Genomic DNA, 18,411 nt, shown 5'->3' on the forward strand with positions numbered 1-18,411 from the left:
CCACCACGGCATCCACACTCCCCGCACAGCTGTTCTTCACTCTGTGCACACATTCTCGCGCTCGGCGACAACCTATCGACAACGTTCTCAGCCACACTCGAACTTCAGTCTGATGACGCGGACTTCAGTCTGCTGGGGCGTGGAGTCTCCACGCACGGCGGCGCACCGCACACGGGGAACGGCGGCACGGAGCGCCGGTCGAGCGGTATCCGGGGGAGAGTGACGTGAACGAACAACGGGGAGCCACAGCCACGAGAACGGCGGAATTACCGGTACGGCGGCCGGACCGCCCGTACGACCCACAGGCGCAGCGCACGGCACCGCACCCGCCGCCGCCCGCTCCGCACCCGTCGGACGGCGGCGGACGCAGTGTGCTGGAGGGCGCCTTCGCGCTGCTGGGAGCGGTGGAGCGGGCCGAAGAGGCCGGACTGACCAGGCTCGCGGCGGAGTGCGGCCTGCCCAAGACGACCTCGTACCGCCTGCTGGAGCAACTGGTCGAACTGGGTGCCGTCGAGCGAAGCCGCAAGGGCTACCGCATGGGGCCGCGGATCTTCCGGCTCGGGCAGGGCTGGCAGCCGTACCCGGGCCTGCGCACCGCCGCGCGGGCACCGGCCCGCCGCCTCGCGCGCATCACCGGCGCGACGGTGGGGCTCAACGTACTGCGGGAGGGCCAGACCCTGGTCCTGGACTGGACGCCCGGCGAGACCGCCGGGGCGCTCGGCCGATCGCTCGACAGCGGGGTCTGGCCGTGGTTCACCGCGGCCGGCAAGGTACTGGTCGCCGGGGCGTATCCGCGGCTGCCGCTGGGCCCGATGCCCGGGTCCTGGCACCGGCAGGCCGAGGCGATCCGGGACCGGGGCGTCGCCTTCGACCGGGAGGAGGTGGCGGCCGGCTTGTGCTGTGTGGCTGTGCCGGTACCCGGCCCGAACGGCGCGCCGCTGGCGTCCCTGAGCCTCGTGACCGATCCCGCGCACAGCCTGGACCGGCTCGCGGGCGTGGTGCAGCAGGCGGCGAGGATGATCGGCGCCGCCCTGCGCGGCCGCTGAGCCGACGAGCAGCGGATGTCCGATGTCCTCCGGGGGCGTCGATGAGAAGGGTGTCCGGGCTGGGGAAGACCTCGGCCCGGGCGTCCTCTTCCAGGTTTCAGGAGCCCGGAGCAGAGGCCGTGTCGGCTGTGCGGCGCAGCCACATGTTGCCGAACCTGCTTCTGTGCTGTTGCCGGACTCGGAGCCCCGGCCGGATAAGCGGAGAAGCTACCACCGTTTAGGGGGGGGCGGGGGGAGGGGTCTCTCGTAGTGCGGCAGGCCCAACAGGCAACCATTACTGCCTACTGGGGCGGGCTCAGGGGTTGAGGGCGAGGGGGTCTCGGAGTCGTGCTGTGCGCCCGGCGGCTGCTCGAACGTGTGCTTCTGCGCAAGGAGTTGGTCTCCACCCTGCCTGGTGCCCTGCCCGGGTCGTGCCGCCGCCAGTCGCTCGCGGGCTCACGTGCCCGGCGCGCTCGGCGGCGAGGGTGTCGAGGAGTTCGGTGCGCGAGGCCGGTCGGCGCGGAGTCCTTCGTCTCGGCGGCCGGGCGGGCGAAGGCCCCGACGGGCGCGCGATCGCGGAGCCGACGGCGACGACCCGGTCGAGGTCGCCCTCGGTGTCTGCTCGCGCGAGCGGAGTGGAGTGGTGAAGATCCGTTCCTGTGCCGTCGACCGACCGCCCCCCGCAGGCGACACTCCGTGCTCACCCGACAGGAATCAGCCGAACACACTCTGAATGTGGCCTAGTTGGCAGTGCCGGGACGCCTCGCGGCCGCCGCTGCGGGCAGCCCGGAGAACTCGCGTTGTCGAAGGTCACAGGGCACGTCTTCCGTCGCCGGGGCACCCGCAGGCGACCGCCCATCCGTGGACCCGGCTTCAAATCATGAGCACAAATTCCACACAGCCCTCTCTTCAGGCGGCCCTTGATGGTCTAGATTGACCGTGCTTCGCACATGCTGGGACACGAGGCGACAAATGATGATCTATGGGTCCGTCGATACAGACGGCCGGTGGCCGCATCTCTGGCGCCGGACGTGGGGGTGATCAACTCCTGGGGCCCGAGAAGAGTTTCGGGTGCGGGGAGCACCCGGGACTTCCACGGGTTCCCGTGCACGTCGGGAGCCTGGCAGGGCATGCAAGTCCGCTGCGGCAAGGGCGGGTTGTTCAGGCAGCGCTGAAGTAGCCGGGATGTCATACGCGGGGGGCGGGGGCCGCCTGCGGGAAGAACAGCGCGGCGCGGGGAGCCGGGGGGCCTCCCGGGGGCGGATGCGTGCGGGAGGCGGGGGCCTCCCGGGGGAGGAACCGTGTCAGTGCACCATGTCGAACCACTGGGGACCGGGGGGTTTCTGTGCGGCAGGGGGGACTAGTCGACCCTTTTCCGCCGGCGCGCAAGCGTCTGGCGAACGGGGCAGTCAACAGGCCGGCGATCGAGTGGGAGCAGCGGTACCGCCGTACCGTGATCATCAGCGACACCGTGGCCACCGCCTTCGTGGCGGCGGGGATCGGCGAGTTCTTCGGGGCCCGGGACGCGGCCAACTGGCACGAGAAATGGGGGATTCTCGCATTCGGCACCGAGCTGCTGGTGCTGTCGGCGCTGGCGGTGGGCCGGGCGTGGGTTCCGGCCGTGCTCGGCCAGGGCGCCGAGGAGTTCCGCCGGCTCGGACGCTCACTGTTCGCCGCGACCGTCGTCCTGGCACTCGGCGGGATCGCCCTCACCTCGCGCAACATCAAGCTCTGGATCTTCGTCGCGATCCCCGCGATCGGGCTCGTCACGATGTCCGCGCGGTATCTGCTCCGTCTCTCTCTGCACAGACAGCGGAAGGAAGGGCGGTGCCTGAGACCGGTGCTCGCTGCCGGAAGCCCGGCCACCGTGGGCGACCTGATCACCCGAACCCGCAAGTTCCCGCACATCGGCTGGCGGGTGGAGGCGGTGTGCACGACGGACGGCCGCGGGCTCGACGGTGACGAACTGGACGGGGTACCGGTCGTCGGCCGGCTGACGGACGTCGCCAAGCACGTCCGCCACGACGGCTACCGCGTCGTCGCGGTCACACCGGACCCGCACTGGACACCGGACCGGTTGCAGCGGCTGGCCTGGAACCTCGAAGGCAGCGATGCCGAGATGGTCGTGGCCCCGGTGCTGATGGAGGTGGCCGGTCCGCGGCTGCACGTCGACGCGGTGCTCGGGATCCCGCTGCTGCGGGTCAGCCTGCCGACCTTCACCGGGGGCCGTCGGGCGATCAAGGAGGTCGTCGACCGGGTCGGCGCGGTGGTCCTGCTGATGCTGTTCGCGCCGCTGATGATGCTTGCCGCGCTGCTCGTGCTGGTGGACAGCCGGGGCGGGGCCTTCTACCGCCAGCGCAGGGTCGGCAAGGACGGCCGGGAGTTCACGATTCTCAAGTTCCGCACCATGGCCGTCGGGGCGCACGGGGCACGTGCCCAGCTCGCCGACCGCAACGAGGGCGCGGGACTGCTGTTCAAGCTCCGCCGGGATCCGCGGGTGACCCGGGTGGGAGCGGTGCTGCGCCGGTACTCGGTCGACGAACTCCCGCAGCTTTTCAACGTGCTCACCGGATCGATGTCGCTCGTCGGTCCGCGGCCTCCGCTGCCGGAGGAGTGCGCCGAGTACGGCCCGGACATCCGGCGGCGGCTGCTGGTCAAGCCCGGGCTCACCGGCCTGTGGCAGATCAGCGGACGCAGCGACCTGCCGTGGGAGGAGGCGGTCCGCCTCGACCTGCGGTACGTGGAGGACTGGTCGCTCGCCCTCGACACGGTGATCTTGTGGAAGACGATGCGTGCGGTCCTCCACGGGCAGGGGGCCTACTGATGCGCGGGGGGCTGCGGCTCAAGGGTCCCGCCGACGCGCGGACCGCAGGCCACCAGGGCCTGCCTGGGGGGAGAGACGGGTCATGAGAGTCAGCGTTTTCGGGCTGGGCTACGTGGGCTGCGTATCAGCCGCGTGCCTGGCCGGCATGGGGCACGAGGTCATCGGGGTGGACGTCAACCAGGTGAAGGTCGACCTGGTCAACGACGGCAAGGCCCCGGTGGTGGAGGAACGTATCGGCGAGCTCATCGCCGAGGTCGTGCGGACCGGAGCGCTGCGCGCCACCGGCGACGTCCGCGAGGCGATCATGGGCAGCGAGGTGTCGCTGGTCTGCGTGGGCACGCCGTCGGAGCCCAACGGCAGCCTGTGCACGACGTACTTGGAGCGGGTCACCGAGGAGATCGGCGCCGCGCTGGCCGAGAGGGCCAAGCAGGGGGGCCGGCACACCGTCGTGTTCCGCAGCACCATGCTCCCGGGCACCTGCCTGAACCTGCTGGTACCCATCCTGGAGAAGCACGTCGGCGGTCTGGCCGGGGTGGACATCGGGGTCGCGGTCAACCCGGAGTTCCTGCGCGAGGGCACGAGCGTGCGGGACTTCTTCGACCCGCCCAAGACCGTCATCGGCGAGCTCGACCAGGCAAGCGGCGACGCGGTGCTGGCGCTCTACGACGGCTTGCCCGGCGAGGTGTTCCGGGTACCGGTCCCGACGGCCGAGGCGATCAAGTACGCGGACAACGCGTTCCACGGCCTCAAGATCGGCTTCGCGAACGAACTGGGCGCGGTGTGCCAGGCGCTCGGGGTGGACTCGCACCAGGTGATGGACGTGTTCCTGGCCGACCGCAAGCTGAACATCAGCCCCGCCTACCTGCGGCCCGGCTTCGCCTTCGGCGGCTCCTGCCTGCCCAAGGACCTGCGCAGCCTGGTCCACGCCGCACAGCGGGCCGACGTCTCGGTCCCCATCCTCGCCCACGTGCTGACCTCCAACTCCGACCATCTGCAGCGCGCGGTGGACCTGGTCGAGCGCACCGGCAAACGCCGGGTGGGCCTGTTCGGACTGTCCTTCAAACCCGGCACCGACGACCTCCGCGAGAGCCCGCTGGTCGAGCTGGCGGAGCGGCTCTTCGGCAAGGGGTACGACATCAAGATCTACGACGCCCATGTGAGCCTCTCCCGGCTGCTCGGCGCGAACCGCGAGTACATCGAGAGCCGGCTGCCGCATCTCGCGCAGCTGCTCGCGGACTCCGTCGACGAGGTGCTCGAACACGCCGAGGTGTGCCTGGTCGGCACCAGGGACCCGGCCGTGCTGTCGGCGCTGCCCCATGGCGAAGGACCGGTGATCGTCGACCTCATCCGCCTACCCGACGCGGAGACGCGCCGGACCGAACCGGGGTACATGGGCCTTGCTTGGTAACGAAGTCAGCGGCGACGGTTCCGGCCGGCGCGCGCTGATCCTGGTGGAGAACCTGTCGGTGCCCTTCGACCGACGGGTGTGGCAGGAGTGCACGACACTGCGCGACGCGGGCTGGACGGTGCACGTCATCTGTCCGCAGGGGAGCAAACGCGACACGGAGCCGGAGGCGGAGATCGACGGGGTGCGGATCCACCGCTACCCGCTGCGCGCCGCCACCGGAGGGCCGGCCGGCTACCTGAAGGAGTACGGATCGGCGCTCTGGCACACGGCCCGGCTGGCCCGCAAGGTCGGCCCGGTCGACGTGGTCCACGCATGCAACCCGCCCGACCTGCTGTTCCTGCCGGCACTGTGGCTGAAGCGGCGCGGCGCACGGTTCGTCTTCGACCAGCACGACCTGGTACCCGAGCTGTACCTCTCCCGGTTCGACCGCGGCGAGGACCTGCTCTACCGCGCCGTGTGCGCACTGGAACGGCGGACCTACCGGGCCGCGGACGTCGTCCTCGCCACCAACGAGAGCTACCGGGACGTCGCGATACGCCGGGGCGGCCGGCGGCCCGAGGACGTCTTCGTGGTGCGCAGCGCGCCCGCGATCGAGCGGTTCCAACCGGTGCCGACGGAGGAGGAGTTGAAGCGCGGCAAGCCTCATCTGCTGTGCTACCTCGGCGTGATGGGCCCGCAGGACGGCGTCGACTACGCCCTGCGGGCCCTCGCGAAGCTCCGCGACGACCTCGGCCGGACCGACTGGCATGCCGTGTTCGTCGGCTCCGGCGACGCCTTCGACGCGATGGTGGAGCTGTCCCGGCGGCTCGGGCTCGGTGACCAGGTGCAGTTCACCGGGCGCATCCCGGACGCCGACCTGGTGCGCTACCTGTCCACCGCGGACGTCTGCCTTTCCCCCGACCCGCGCAATCCGCTCAACGACGTGTCGACCATGAACAAGGTCCTCGAGTACATGGCGATGGGCCGGCCGATCGTCTCGTTCGACCTCAAGGAGGCGCGCGTCTCCGCCGGTGAGGCCGCGCTCTACGCGCCCGCCGACGACGAGGCCGAGTTCGCCGAGCTCATCGCGCTGCTTCTCGACGACCCGGAGAAGCGGGCCCGGATGGGCAAGATCGGCCAGGAACGGGTGAGCGGGCCGCTCTCCTGGCGCAACTCGCAAGCGTCGCTGCTTGCTGCCTACGCAGCCGCCTGCCGTGACCACACCCCGGTGCCGGCGGCCGATCAGGTTCGAACAGGGAAGAGGCAGCGCAGTTGAGCGAGGAATCGATACGTCTGGTCACCATCGGGCGGATATTCCGTCGGCGCTGGCGGTTTCTCGCCGTCCTCGCCGTCGCGGGAGGGCTCGTCGGCTACGGCGCCTCGGTGGTGTTCCCACCGACCTACACGACGTCGGCGTCGGTCCTGCTGCCGGGGCAGTGGGAGGAGCGTGAGCTGCTGACCCAGGTTGACATCGCGACCAGCTCGACGGTGGTCGACCGCGTGGCCGCCACGCTCCGCTGGAAGGACGTCAGCGATGCCGAGCTGCGGGACCAGGTGACCGCCTCGGCCGCCGACGGGAACATCATCAAGATCTCGGGTACGGCCGACACCCCCCAGCGCGCGCAACAGCTCTCCGACCAAGTGGCCCAGCAGTTCGTCAAGTTCGCCTCGCGGATCGCGGGCGGCGGCACCGACTCCGCGGCGGCCACGGAGTCCGAGGCGCTGCGCAAGCAGGTCGAGGAGGCCAACCGCCGCATCACCGAGCTGGCCGACGCGGCCGATCCGGGGCAGACCGTGGAGGGCGTGCAGGCCCGGACGGAGCTCGAAAAGCTGAGCACCTCGCTGGAGGAGGCCATGACGAAGCTGGACGAGGCCAACCCGGCGACCAACAAGGCCGGCATGGTCGTCATGGGACCGGCGGCCCGGCCGACCGGCCAGGCGCCGCCGACGAGGATCCAGCTCATCGCCGCCGGAACACTGCTGTTCCTCCTGCTCGCGGTCGTCGGCCACCTTGCCGCCGCACGCATGAACCGCCGGCTGCGCACCGAACCGGAGATCACCGCGGCGCTGGGCGCGGCGCTGCTGGGCACCGTGGAGGTGCCCGACGGAGGGCGCCGCGGGCACCGGCCGGAAGGCGGCGCCCGGCGGAGCCGGCTCCGCCGGCTCCTCGGCATGGACACCCGGTGGGACCTGCCGACCCCGCCGAGGTCCGACGACGAGGCCGCCCGACGGATCCGCTACCGGCGGGTCTGCACCCGCCTCCGGGACCAACTGCCCGCCCCCCGGCGACTGCTGTTGGTCGTACCGGACGGCGACGAGATCGCCCGCCGGGCCGCCGGACAGCTCGCCGCCGAGGCCGCGAGCGATCCGCTGCTGCGGGTCGTGAAGGTCTCGGTGGACCGGCCGATCGTGCCGGACCGCGACAGCGATTCCGGCGCCCTGGTCGTCCTCAGCGCGGGCAGCTGGACCGCGGAGGAACTCGCCGGCATCGCCGAGGCATGTGCGGACGGCAGACACGAGGTCCTCGGCTTCGTCATCGCCGACACGGTCCGCGCCCGTGAGACGCGGACTGCCGGCCCTCCTCCCGACGACGCCACGCTCGCGCTCGCGGTGCGCGGCCCTGCAACGGGAGGTTCGGCGTGACGACGAGCACGACTCCGGAGCCGCCGGCCGCCGCTCCGCTTCTCGACCTGCAGGCGCTGGTGGTGGCGGTGCGCAGACGCCGCCGCCTCTGGTACGCCACGGCGCTCCTCGGCCTGCTGGGGGGTTCCGGGCTGGCGGTCGCGATGCCGCCGTCGCCGACCGCGGTGACCGAAGTGCTGGTCGCGCACGAGGCGGACCAGCCGAACGACACCGGAACGCTGATCCGCACCGACGTCCAGCTGCTGCAGACCACGCAGATCGCCGGCAAGGCCCTGCAGTCCCTCAAGTCCCGGGAGAAACCCGAGGACTTCCTGCAGGAGTACCGGGGTACCGGACTGACCAACAACCTGCTGCAGATCACCGTGACCGGCGACACCGACGCCCAGGCGGTGGCCCGGGCCAAGGCGCTGGCCGACGCGTTCGTCGCGGACCACGTGCAGCGGATGCAGCGGACCGCGCAGGCCGAGGCCCAGGCCCTGCTCGACCAGCGTGACCGCATGCGGGACGAGCTCGCGCAGGTCAACAAGGAGATCGGAAACCAGTCCGCGGGCAGCGACCCGAAGGCGTCGGCGACCCTCGAATCGCTCTTCGCCCGCCGCGCCGAACTCAACTCGCGCATCTCCGACTTCGACCAGCGCGCCGCGGACGCGCGGACCGGCGCACCCCAGGTCGTCGCCGGCACGCAGATCGTGGACACCCCGCGCGCGCTGCGGCACTCCCTGCCCAAGACCGTCGCCACCGACTCCGCGATCGGCCTCGTCCTCGGGCTCTTCCTCGGGCTCGCGCTGGCCGCGGTCGGCACGGTGGTGGCGGACCGCCCCGTGCTGCGCCGGGACATATCGGCGAACCTGGGCGCCTCGGTCATCGCGGAGCTGCCCCGCCGCAGGAGCAGGCCGTGGCAGCGCCGGCGGACCCGGCTGACCCGCGAACGGCTCACCGCGGCCCTGGCCCGCACCGTGCGCGGCTCCACGGAACCGGTGTCGCTGCTGGAACTGGGCTGTGCGCGCGCCACGAGCGCGATCGCCCTGGACCTCGCCAGGGCCATGGCGGCGGAGGGGCCGGTGACCGTCGTCGACGCGCTGCCCGGCCAGCAGCTGGCGGGCCGCCGCCAGAAGCCGGGAGACCCGACCGTGGTCGGCGCCGAGCGTGCCGCGACCGTGCCGCCCCAGGAGCGCAGGATCGGCGTCGGCTCCGTGGCGCCCGGTACGGCGTGGACCGACCTCCAGTACCTCGGCACCCAGACCGTGCTCGTGGTGCGGGCCGGACACGGCAGCGCCGCATGGCTGCACACCGTGGCGCGGCAGCTCGCGGACCAGCGCATCCCGGTGATCGGTGTGGTGCTGATCGACCCCGATCCGCGCGACCGGACCGACGGCACCCTGTGGGACGGGCTGCAGACCGCGCTGCGCGGCCGGAGCGAGCGGCCGGCCCGGCAGCAGGCGGGGACGGGCCAGCGGCGGGCGGAGCGGCAGCCGGTGTGGGCCACCCGGGGCCCGGACAACGACCAGGAGGCTCGGTAGCACATGTGCGGCATCGCAGGCACTTACCGGTGGCCGGACGGAAAGATCGTGACCGACCGGCTCACCGACACCCTCGCCCACCGCGGTCCCGACGGGTCGGGCCGGTACAGCCACCCCCTCGGCGACGGCGAAGTGCATCTAGGGCACCGCCGGCTGGCCATCATCGACCTGTCCGACACCGGCGCCCAGCCGATGGTCTCGGACGGCCTCGTCCTGACGTACAACGGCGAGCTGTACAACGCCCCCGAGCTGCGGGCCGAGCTGGCGGCCACCGGGGTGCGCTTCCGCGGCACCTCCGACACCGAGGTACTTCTGGAGGCCTGGCGGCGCTGGGGCACGGACTGTCTGCCCCGGCTGCGCGGCATGTTCGCGTTCGGCGTCTTCGACGAGCGCACCGGTGACCTGGTGCTCGCCCGCGACCAGCTCGGCATCAAGCCGCTGTTCCTGCTCCGGCGCGGCGGCGGCCTGGTGTTCGCCTCCGAGCTGAAGGCGCTCTCCGTCGCGACCGGCCGGTCGTTGCAGGTGGACGACGCGGCGCTGGTGGCCTCGCTGCTGTACTACTGGGTGCCGGACTCACGGTGCGCGTTCCGCGAGGCGGAGAAGCTGGAGCCGGGGAGCTGGCTGAGGTGCCGGCCCGACGGGCGGGTGGAGCGCGGCCGGTTCTGGAACCTGAAGGACGTCGCCGCCGAGGGCCAGGAGCGGGCCCGGGCCGGCGAGCTGCCGGACCTGGCCGCCGTCGTCGAGGAGTCGACCCGGCGTCACCTGCTCTCCGACGTACCCGTGGCGACCTTCCTCTCCGGCGGCCTCGACTCCAGCTACCTGACCGCGCTGGCGGCCCGCCACCAGCCGGGGATCTCCGCCTACACGATCGGGTTCCGCGCCGAGGACGCCAGGTTCGAGGCGATGCCGGACGACCTGCGCTACGCCCGGCAGGTGGCCGAGCAGTTCGGCGTCGACCTGCACGAGATCGAGATCGCGCCGAACGTGCTCGACCTGCTGCCGCAGATGACGTACCACCTGGACGAGCCGATCGGTGACCCCGCCGCGATCAACACGTACCTGATCTGCATGGCCGCACGAGAGGCCGGGGTGAAGGTGATGCTCTCCGGGATGGGCGCGGACGAGCTGTTCGCCGGTTACCGCAAGCACCTGGCCAACCTGATCGCGCTGCGCTACCAGCGCGTCCCGCGGCCCCTGCGGCGCGGGGTGTCCGCGGCCGTGGACCGGCTGCCGGTCGCCACGGCCCGCCGGGGATACCGGTCGGTGCGCTTCGCGAAGCGGTTCCTCTCCTTCGCCGACCTGCCGGAGGAGACCGCCTTCCGGCGCAGCTACACCATGTACGACCAGGACGAGCTGCTCGCCCTGCTCGATCCGGACCTGGCCGGCACGGTCGAGGACGTGCTGACCGAACACGCCGACGTCTACCAGGACAACGACCTCGACGACTTCGTCAACCGCATGTGCCTCACCGACGCCCGGATGTTCCTGCCGGGCCTGAACCTCACGTACACGGACCGCTCCAGCATGGCCGCCTCGACCGAGGTCCGCGTGCCCTACGTGGACGTCGAGGTGGTCAGGGCGGCGTTCGCCGTGCCGGGCGACCGCAAGATCGTCGGACGGCAGGGCAAGGCCGTCCTCAAGGAGGCGGCCACCTCGATCCTGCCCCGGGAGATCGTGTACCGGCCCAAGGGCCTGTTCAGCGCCCCGCTGCGGGCCTGGATGAGCCGGGACCTGGCACCGCTGGTACGCGAGGTGGTCGACGACGGCCTGCTCGTCCGGTCCGGGTTCCTGCGCCGCGACGCGCTGGCGCGCATGGTCGCCGAGGACGCCGCCGGGCAGCGGGACTTCTCCAAGCATCTGTGGCACGTACTGACCCTCGAGTACTGGTATCGCGACGCGACCGCTGGGTCCGGCCAGAGCACTCGGTTGACCGCTTAGAAATTCAGAGGAGTTCGGGTGAAGCAGGTTGTACAGAACTACAAGAGCGGCGAGCTGGCGGTCCTCGACGTTCCGGTACCGGGGTGCAAGCCGGGCGGTGTGCTGGTCCGCAGCGCCTACTCGCTGATCTCCACCGGGACCGAGCTCATGAAGGTGTCCGAGGCCGGTATGTCGATGCTGGGCAAGGCCCGCTCCCGGCCGGACCAGGTGGCCAAGGTCATGCAGAGCGTGGCCACCAACGGGGTGCCCGCCACCTACCGCAAGGTGATGGGCAAGCTGGACTCCTACACGCCGCTCGGCTACTCGCTGTGCGGGGTGGTCGAGCAGGTCGGCGCCGGCATCGACGACGTGAAGGCCGGCGACCTCGTGGCCTGCGCCGGCAACGAGCACGCGCTGCACGCCGAGTTGAACTGGGTGCCGAAGAACCTCTACACCCCGGTGCCGGACGGCCTCGCGCCGCGCCACGCCGCCTTCGGCACCGTCGGGTCGATCGCGATGCAGGGCGTCCGCCAGGGCGAGCCGCAGCTCGGCGAGGTCGCCCTGGTCATCGGCCTCGGCCTGATCGGACAGCTGGTGGTCCAGCTCCTCACCGCCTCCGGCGTCCGCGTCGTCGGCGCCGACCCCGACCCGACGCGCTGCGAACTCGCCGCCCGCCTGGGCGCCGTGGCCTGCGGCGACCCCGCCTCCGCGGCCGTGGAAGCCGCCGTCGCCGAACTCACCGGCGGGCACGGCGTGGACCAGGTGTACCTGGCCGCCGGCGGCGGCAGCAACCAGCCCGTCGAGCTGGCCGCCCGGCTCTGCCGGGACCGCGGCCGGGTCGTCGACATCGGCAAGTGCCGCCTGGACCTGCCCTGGAACGCGTACTACGAGAAGGAACTCGACGTCCGGTTCTCGCGCTCGTACGGCCCCGGTCGCTACGACCCGGCGTACGAGCTGGAGGGACGCGACTACCCGATCGGTTACGTGCGCTGGACAGAGCGCCGCAACCTCGCGTGCTTCCTCGACCTCGTCGCCCGCGGCAGCGTCGACGTGGAGCCCCTGGTCTCCCACGTCGCCGACTTCGACGACGCGGTCGACACGTACCGGCGGCTGAAGGACGGCGAACTGAAGGCCGTGGCCGTGCTGTTCCGGTACCCCGAACAGGCGGCGGAAGCGCGGGAAGGGGAGGCGGAGTCCTCCTCGGTGGCCGTGCCCGCGGTCCCCCGCAGCGGGGGAACGTCCGCCCCGGCCCGGGCCGCCAAGTCACCGGTGCGCCTCGCGTTCGTCGGCGCCGGAAACTACGCGACGTCGATGCTGCTGCCGCACCTGGCACAGCGCGAGGGCGTCGAGCTGTCGACCGTCGTCACCACGACGGCCCTCTCCGCGGCCAACGCACAGCGGAAGTTCGGCTTCGCCGAGGCGACCACCGACCTCGACGCCGTGCTCGGCGACAAGTCCGTCGACGCGGTGTTCGTGGTCACCCGGCACAGCTCGCACGCCGAACTGACCCGCAAGGCACTGCTGGCCGGCAAGACGGTGTTCGTGGAGAAGCCCCTGGCCCTCACCGAGGACGAACTGGCCGGTGTACTCGCGGCGGTGGAGGAGTCCGGCAACGACCGGCTGCAGGTGGGCTTCAACCGCCGGTTCGCGCCGCTGCTGCAGGAGGCCAGGGAGCGGTTCGGCGCCCGGACCGGTCCGGCGAGCCTGCGCTACCTGGTCAACGCGGGCAAGCTGCAGCACGGCAGCTGGTACCTCCAACAGGGCACCGAGGGCTCGCGGTTCGCCGGCGAGGGCGGCCACTTCATCGACACCGCGAGCTGGCTGCTCGACGCCGACCCGGTCTCGGTCTACGCGGTGGCCACGTCCGGCAACGACGACCTGCAGATCGTGCTGCGCTACCCGGACGGCTCCACGGCCACCATCAGCTACGTCACCACCGGCGCGCCCGGCTTCCCCAAGGAGACCCTGGACCTGGTCGCGGACGGCAAGGTGCTGCGGCTCGACGACTTCGTCCGGGCCTCGGTCTACGGCCGCAAGCGGTGGGTGAGTTCGCGGCTGCCCAAGGCCCGGGACAAGGGCCAGAACGCCGAACTGGCCGCGTTCATCAAGGCCGTGCGGACCGGCGGGCCGATGCCGGTGCCGCTCCAGTCGCTGGTCGCGACCACGGCGGCCACCCTCGCCGTGCAGACCGGCCTGGCCGGCGGCGCGCCGGTGACGTTGGCGAGGACGCGATGACCATGAGTGCGGGCTGGTACCTGCGGCGGCTGTCCCGGATGGGGCCGCGGGAGGTCGCGGGCCGGGCGGGCGACACGGTGCGCAGACGGCGGTGGCGGTCGGCCCGGCCGGACGGCCCGAAGGTGACCGGCGCCCGGTTCACCGCGGTCCTGCCCGCCGGGACCGTCGCCGCGGTGCCGCCGGACGCCGCGAAACGCCTCGTCGCCGAGGCGGACCGGCTGATGTACGGGCACGTCGAGTACTTCGGGGTGGTCCGCGACGACCTCACCGACCCGGACTGGTGGTGCGACCCGAAGACCGGCCGCCGGGCTCCGTGGGGCTACGCCTTCGACGTGCCGTACCGGAACGAGGACGCGGTCGGGGACATCAAGCAGATCTGGGAGCTGTCCCGGCACCAGTACCTCACCGTGCTCGCCGCCGCCTACGCGGTCACCGGGAACGAGCGGTACGCCGAGCGCGTGGCCGAGCATCTGCGGTCGTGGTGGACGGCCAACCCCCCGCTGCGGGGCGTGCACTGGATCAGCGGCATCGAGCTGGGCATCCGGCTGCTGTCCTGGGTGTGGATCCGCCGGCTCCTCGACGACTGGCCGGGCGCGGCCGGGCTCTTCGAGGACAACCCGGTGGCGCTGAACCAGATCTGGCACCACCAGCGGTGGCTGGCCGCCTTTCCCAGCCGGGGGTCGTCGGCGAACAACCACGTCATCGCCGAGGCTGCCGGGCAGTTCGCGGCGGCCTGCGCGTTCGGCTGGTTCCCCGCCTCGGAGCGCTGGCGGGCCGACGCGCTGCGGTCGCTGGAGCGGCACCTGCGCGGCAACACCTTCGCCTCCGGCCTCAACCGCGAGCTGGCCACCGAGTACCACGGACTCGTGCTGGAACTCGGCCTGGCCGCGGTGGCCGAGGCGGATGCCGCAGGCGTGCCGGTCCCCCCGTCCGTCCGGCTGGTGCTGCTGCGGATGACCGACGCGCTCGCGGCCGTCGTGGACAGCCGGCTGCGGCCGCCCCGCCAGGGGGACGCGGACGACGGGCACGGTCTGGTCGTGGACGGCGCCGGCACCGACCGCTGGGCCTCGCTCCTTGCCACCGGCGACGCCGTGTTCGGCCGGCTCGACTGGTGGCCGACGGTGACCGGCACCGATGTGCGCACCCCGCTGCTGGCCGCGCTCATCCGGCCGTACCCGCAAGACGGAACCGGGACCGGGACCGGGACCGGAGCCGGTGCGGGTGCCGGTGCCGCACCGGCCGTGTCCCGCCCGGCTCGCCGGCCCGCCCACTTCGCCGACGCGGGGCTCACCATCCTGCGCGGTCCGGGAGAGATCTGGTGCCGCTGCGACGGTGGTCCGCACGGCTTCCTGTCCATCGCCGCGCACGCCCACGCGGACGCGCTGTCCGTGGAGGTCCGGCACGACGGGGTCGACGTGCTCGCCGACCCGGGGACGTACTGCTACCACGGGCAGTCCGCGTGGCGGCAGTACTTCCGGTCCACCCTCGGCCACAACACGCTGCAACTGGACGGCGGTGACCAGTCCGTCTCCGGCGGCCCGTTCCTGTGGACCCGGCATGCCCGCACCCGCGTCCTGACCGCGGACACAGCGGGCGAGGACGTGGCTCGCTGGTGCGCCGAGCACGACGGCTACCAGGGCGCCGTGCACCGCCGCCGGGTGGAGCTGACGGCCGCGAGCCAGGAGCTGAAGGTGGTCGACGAGGTGCGCGGCCCGCACCGGGTCCTGCAGCTGGCGTTCCACCTCGGCCCGGCGATCGCCGCGGACCTGGTGGGGAACCGGGCGGTGCTCACCTGGATCCGGGACGGCGAGGGGCGTTCCGCGGTGCTCGACCTGCCCGGTCAGCTGTCCTGGCGGGCGCATCGCGGTGAGACCGACCCGCCGCTGGGCTGGTACTCCGCGGGCTTCGGGCGCAAGGAACCCACCACCACGCTGGTCGGCACCGGCACCGCCGATGGCGCGGACGGGTTCACCACCGTGCTCAGGTTCGGCGGCTAGGGGGCACGTGGTGATCAAGAGACGGCACTGGGCGCTGGCGGCGGCACCGCTGGCGCTGGCCCTGCTGACGGCGACCGGCTGCGACAGTACGTCGGGCGCCCGGGCAGCGGAGCCGACCGCCGCGCCGTCCACGTCCACCTCCACGTCCGCGGCCCGGTCCGTGGCCCGGGTGTGCGCCAACCCCGCGGCCGGACCGGCGAAGGCGCCGGCCGGCGCGGTCACGGTCGACCCCGCGGTCGTCGGCGACCTGGCGGCGAAGACCAAGAGCAGCCCTGCGAACACCACGTTCTGGCTCCGGCCGGGCAAGCACCGGCTCGACCCGGACCGTTACGCCCAGGTCATCCCCAAGAAGGGGGACCGCTACCTCGGTGCGCCGGGCGCGGTGCTCGACGGCGGGAAGAAGAACCAGTACGCGTTCGCGGGCACCGCCCGCGACGTCACCATCCGCTACCTGACCGTGCAGCATTTCGTCGCACCGCAGAACGAGGGCGTGGTCAACCACGACTCGGCCGACGGATGGGTGATCGAGCACGCGACGATCCAGGACAACTCCGGGGCGGGGCTGATGGCCGGTGCCCACCAGCGGGTCCGTGCCAGCTGCCTGCGCGACAACGGACAGTACGGAATGAACGCGTACAAGGGCGGTGGCGGTATCAGCGACCTGGTGGTCGAGGACAACGAGATCGTGGGCAACAACACCGACAACTGGGAGCGGCGCCAGGAAGGTTGCGGCTGCACCGGAGGCATCAAGTTCTGGGCTGTCAACGGCGCGGACATACGCGGCAACTGGGTGCACGACAACCGCGGAGCCGGGCTGTGGGCGGACACCGACAACAACGACTTCCTCATCGAGAACAACGTGCTCGACGCCAACGACGGTGCCGCGCTGATCTACGAGACCAGCTACAACGCGGTCATCCGGAACAACACGATCCGGCGGAACAACTGGGTCGAGGGCCGCAGGTACGCCGACCGCGGCGACAACTTCCCGTACGCGACGGTCTACCTGTCCGAGTCCGGCGGCGAACCACGGGTCCGGGCCCGCACCGACAAGATCGAGATCTACCGGAACGTGCTGGAGAACAACTGGTCCGGGATCACCCTGTGGGAGAACGCCGACCGCTTCTGCAACAGCCCGGCCAACACCTCGTCCGGTGACTGCACGCTGCTGGTGAAGAACGCCGACCGCTGTGCCGAGCCGGCGATCGACAAGGCACCGCTCTACGCCGACTGCCGGTGGAAGACCCAGCGCGTGGACATCCACGACAACCGCTTCGTGCTCGACGAGTCCGTGGTCAGGTGCACGGAGATGTGCGACCGCATGGCGGTGCTGTCCAACTACGGAACCTATCCGGACTGGTCGCCGTACAAGGGCGAGAAGGTGGCCGAGGCGATCACCCACAAGCAGGACAACCGCTGGCACGACAACGTCTACCTCGGACCGTGGCAGTTCGTCGCCTACGACCCGAGCCAGGTGCTCGACTTCGACGAGTGGCAGGGCACCGATTACCGGCAGGACGCGGGCAGCACCCTCGACCCAGGGGCCGGTGGTTGAGATGGACACGCAGAAGAACACGCAGAAGAACACGCAGAAGAACACGCAGAAGAACACGCAGACGGACACGCAGCCGGACACGCGGTCCGGCGCCGGACCGGGCTCCGCCGGCACAGCGAGGATCGTCGGGATCGTCTGGGGGCTGCTCGTCCTCAACACGCTCGGCTCCGCCGGGGCGAAGACCATCGTCCCGCTGCCCCGCTCCCTCATCCAGATGGTCACCATGGGCGCCCTGGTCGCCGCGTTCGCGCTGGCGCTCACGGTCAACGTCCGGCTGCGCATCCGGGCCAGCGCCTACCTGCTCCTGCTCACCCTGCTGCTGGTAACGAGCGTGATCTCCAGCGCGAACCTGGAGTCCGGGTTCGGCGCGCTGTTCCGCTGCTTCCGGCTGGCTCTCTTCGTCGGCACCCTGTGGCTGCTCAGCCGCTGGTGGGACGGCAGTCTGACATTCGTCCGCCACCACATCCGGGCGTACTTCGCGGTGCTCGGATCGGTGGCCCTCGGCCTGGTCGTCTCACCGGGCGCCGCCCTGCCCGACCTGTACGGCGGCCGCCTGGTCGGCGCGCTGTGGCCGCTCACCCCGCCGCAGATCGGGCAGTACGCCGCGGTGATCATCGGGCTCACCGTGCTGCTCCTGCTGGGCCACCGGACCGACCGGACCAGCGCCGCGGTGGTCATCGTGCCGTCCTTCGTGCTGCTCGCGCTGACCCATACCCGGACGGCCACGCTCGGCCTGCTCATCGGACTGGCGCTGGCGATCGGCTCGCTCATCCTGACCAGCGCGGCCGCCCGCCGGTTCTTCACCTGGGCGGTGCTGTGCGGCGTAGTGGCCGCGGTCGGGTTCGCCTCCGCCCTGCAGACGTGGTTCCTGCGCGGACAGACCAAGGAGAACTTCTCCAGCCTCACCGGCCGGGCCAAGGTCTGGGACGCCCTGCTTTCCGCGCCCCGGACGACCTCGGAGAAGTTCCTCGGCGTGGGCCTGGGCGACAAGTCGTTCGGCGGGCTGCCGATCGACAACAGCTGGCTGGCCGTCTACAACGAGCAGGGTCTGGCCGGCGTCACCCTCGTCGCGGTGATCATCATCGTGCTGGGCGGCGTCGCGCTGCTGCGGCCGCCGTCGCTGCAACGGGCCTGCGCGATCTTCCTGATCAGCTACTGCGCCATCGCCTCGTACACCGAGGCCGGCCTCGGCGACGCCTCGCCGTACCTGCTGCACCTGGCCCTGGCCGCCTCGCTGCTGGCGGCACCCGCCGCGGCGACACCCCTCTCGACGCCCGAACTCCCCAGACGATCGGAGGTGACCTGACC

General features: G+C 71.7%; 11 protein-coding genes. All 11 read left to right on the forward strand.

The window, feature by feature from the left end:
• Nucleotides 1-224: 224 nt before the first annotated feature.
• The 11 genes from SSP29_RS42840 (at nt 225) to SSP29_RS42890 (ending at nt 18,409) form a co-directional block, all read left to right on the forward strand.
• Nucleotides 225-1,046 carry an IclR family transcriptional regulator gene (locus SSP29_RS42840; protein WP_150136030.1) on the forward strand — a complete coding sequence of 274 codons (822 nt, stop codon included), beginning with the start codon at nt 225-227 and terminating at the stop codon, nt 1,044-1,046.
• 1,324 nt (nt 1,047-2,370) lie between these two features.
• Complete coding sequence (locus tag SSP29_RS42845) at nt 2,371-3,849, forward strand: sugar transferase (protein ID WP_089106385.1); 1,479 nt, start codon at nt 2,371-2,373, stop codon at nt 3,847-3,849.
• Nucleotides 3,850-3,931: 82 nt separating this feature from the next.
• Nucleotides 3,932-5,257 carry a nucleotide sugar dehydrogenase gene (locus SSP29_RS42850; RefSeq protein WP_089106386.1) on the forward strand — a complete coding sequence of 442 codons (1,326 nt, stop codon included), beginning with the start codon at nt 3,932-3,934 and terminating at the stop codon, nt 5,255-5,257.
• Nucleotides 5,247-6,512: a glycosyltransferase family 4 protein gene (locus tag SSP29_RS42855; protein WP_089106387.1), complete on the forward strand. Its 1,266-nt coding sequence runs from the start codon at nt 5,247-5,249 to the stop codon at nt 6,510-6,512. Before SSP29_RS42850 ends, SSP29_RS42855 begins: the two co-directional genes overlap by 11 nt.
• The gene (locus SSP29_RS42860) at nt 6,509-7,879 is read left to right on the forward strand and encodes a YveK family protein (protein WP_089106388.1); all 1,371 of its coding nucleotides are present in this window, start codon (nt 6,509-6,511) and stop codon (nt 7,877-7,879) included. The genes SSP29_RS42855 and SSP29_RS42860 overlap by 4 nt, the downstream gene beginning before the upstream one ends.
• Complete coding sequence (locus SSP29_RS42865; protein WP_089106389.1) at nt 7,876-9,399, forward strand: Wzz/FepE/Etk N-terminal domain-containing protein; 1,524 nt, start codon at nt 7,876-7,878, stop codon at nt 9,397-9,399. The genes SSP29_RS42860 and SSP29_RS42865 overlap by 4 nt, the downstream gene beginning before the upstream one ends.
• Nucleotides 9,400-9,402: 3 nt before the next feature.
• Nucleotides 9,403-11,337: an asparagine synthase (glutamine-hydrolyzing) gene (gene asnB, locus SSP29_RS42870; protein ID WP_089106390.1), complete on the forward strand. Its 1,935-nt coding sequence runs from the start codon at nt 9,403-9,405 to the stop codon at nt 11,335-11,337.
• Nucleotides 11,338-11,355: 18 nt separating this feature from the next.
• A complete protein-coding gene (locus SSP29_RS42875) occupies nt 11,356-13,551 on the forward strand; it encodes a bi-domain-containing oxidoreductase (RefSeq protein ID WP_089106391.1) in 2,196 nt (731 codons plus the stop codon).
• Nucleotides 13,548-15,548: an alginate lyase family protein gene (locus SSP29_RS42880; RefSeq protein ID WP_089106392.1), complete on the forward strand. Its 2,001-nt coding sequence runs from the start codon at nt 13,548-13,550 to the stop codon at nt 15,546-15,548. Before SSP29_RS42875 ends, SSP29_RS42880 begins: the two co-directional genes overlap by 4 nt.
• Before the next feature lie 7 nt (nt 15,549-15,555).
• Nucleotides 15,556-17,103 carry a right-handed parallel beta-helix repeat-containing protein gene (locus tag SSP29_RS42885; RefSeq protein ID WP_089106393.1) on the forward strand — a complete coding sequence of 516 codons (1,548 nt, stop codon included), beginning with the start codon at nt 15,556-15,558 and terminating at the stop codon, nt 17,101-17,103.
• 1 nt (nt 17,104) lies between these two features.
• Nucleotides 17,105-18,409 (forward strand): O-antigen ligase domain-containing protein, encoded by a 1,305-nt coding sequence (locus SSP29_RS42890; RefSeq protein WP_150136033.1) that lies wholly within the window; start codon nt 17,105-17,107, stop codon nt 18,407-18,409.
• Nucleotides 18,410-18,411 lie beyond the last annotated feature (2 nt).

The organism is Streptomyces hyaluromycini, from assembly GCF_002217755.1.
GTDB lineage: Bacteria > Actinomycetota > Actinomycetes > Streptomycetales > Streptomycetaceae > Streptomyces > Streptomyces hyaluromycini.

Bases quoted from the DNA above. Each gene is read 5' to 3' on its own strand.
- SSP29_RS42890 (WP_150136033.1), top strand. From the start codon at position 17,105: ATGGACACGCAGAAGAACACGCAGAAGAACACGCAGAAGAACACGCAG.
- asnB (WP_089106390.1), top strand. From the start codon at position 9,403: ATGTGCGGCATCGCAGGCACTTACCGGTGGCCGGACGGAAAGATCGTG.
- SSP29_RS42880 (WP_089106392.1), top strand. From the start codon at position 13,548: ATGACCATGAGTGCGGGCTGGTACCTGCGGCGGCTGTCCCGGATGGGG.
- SSP29_RS42850 (WP_089106386.1), top strand. From the start codon at position 3,932: ATGAGAGTCAGCGTTTTCGGGCTGGGCTACGTGGGCTGCGTATCAGCC.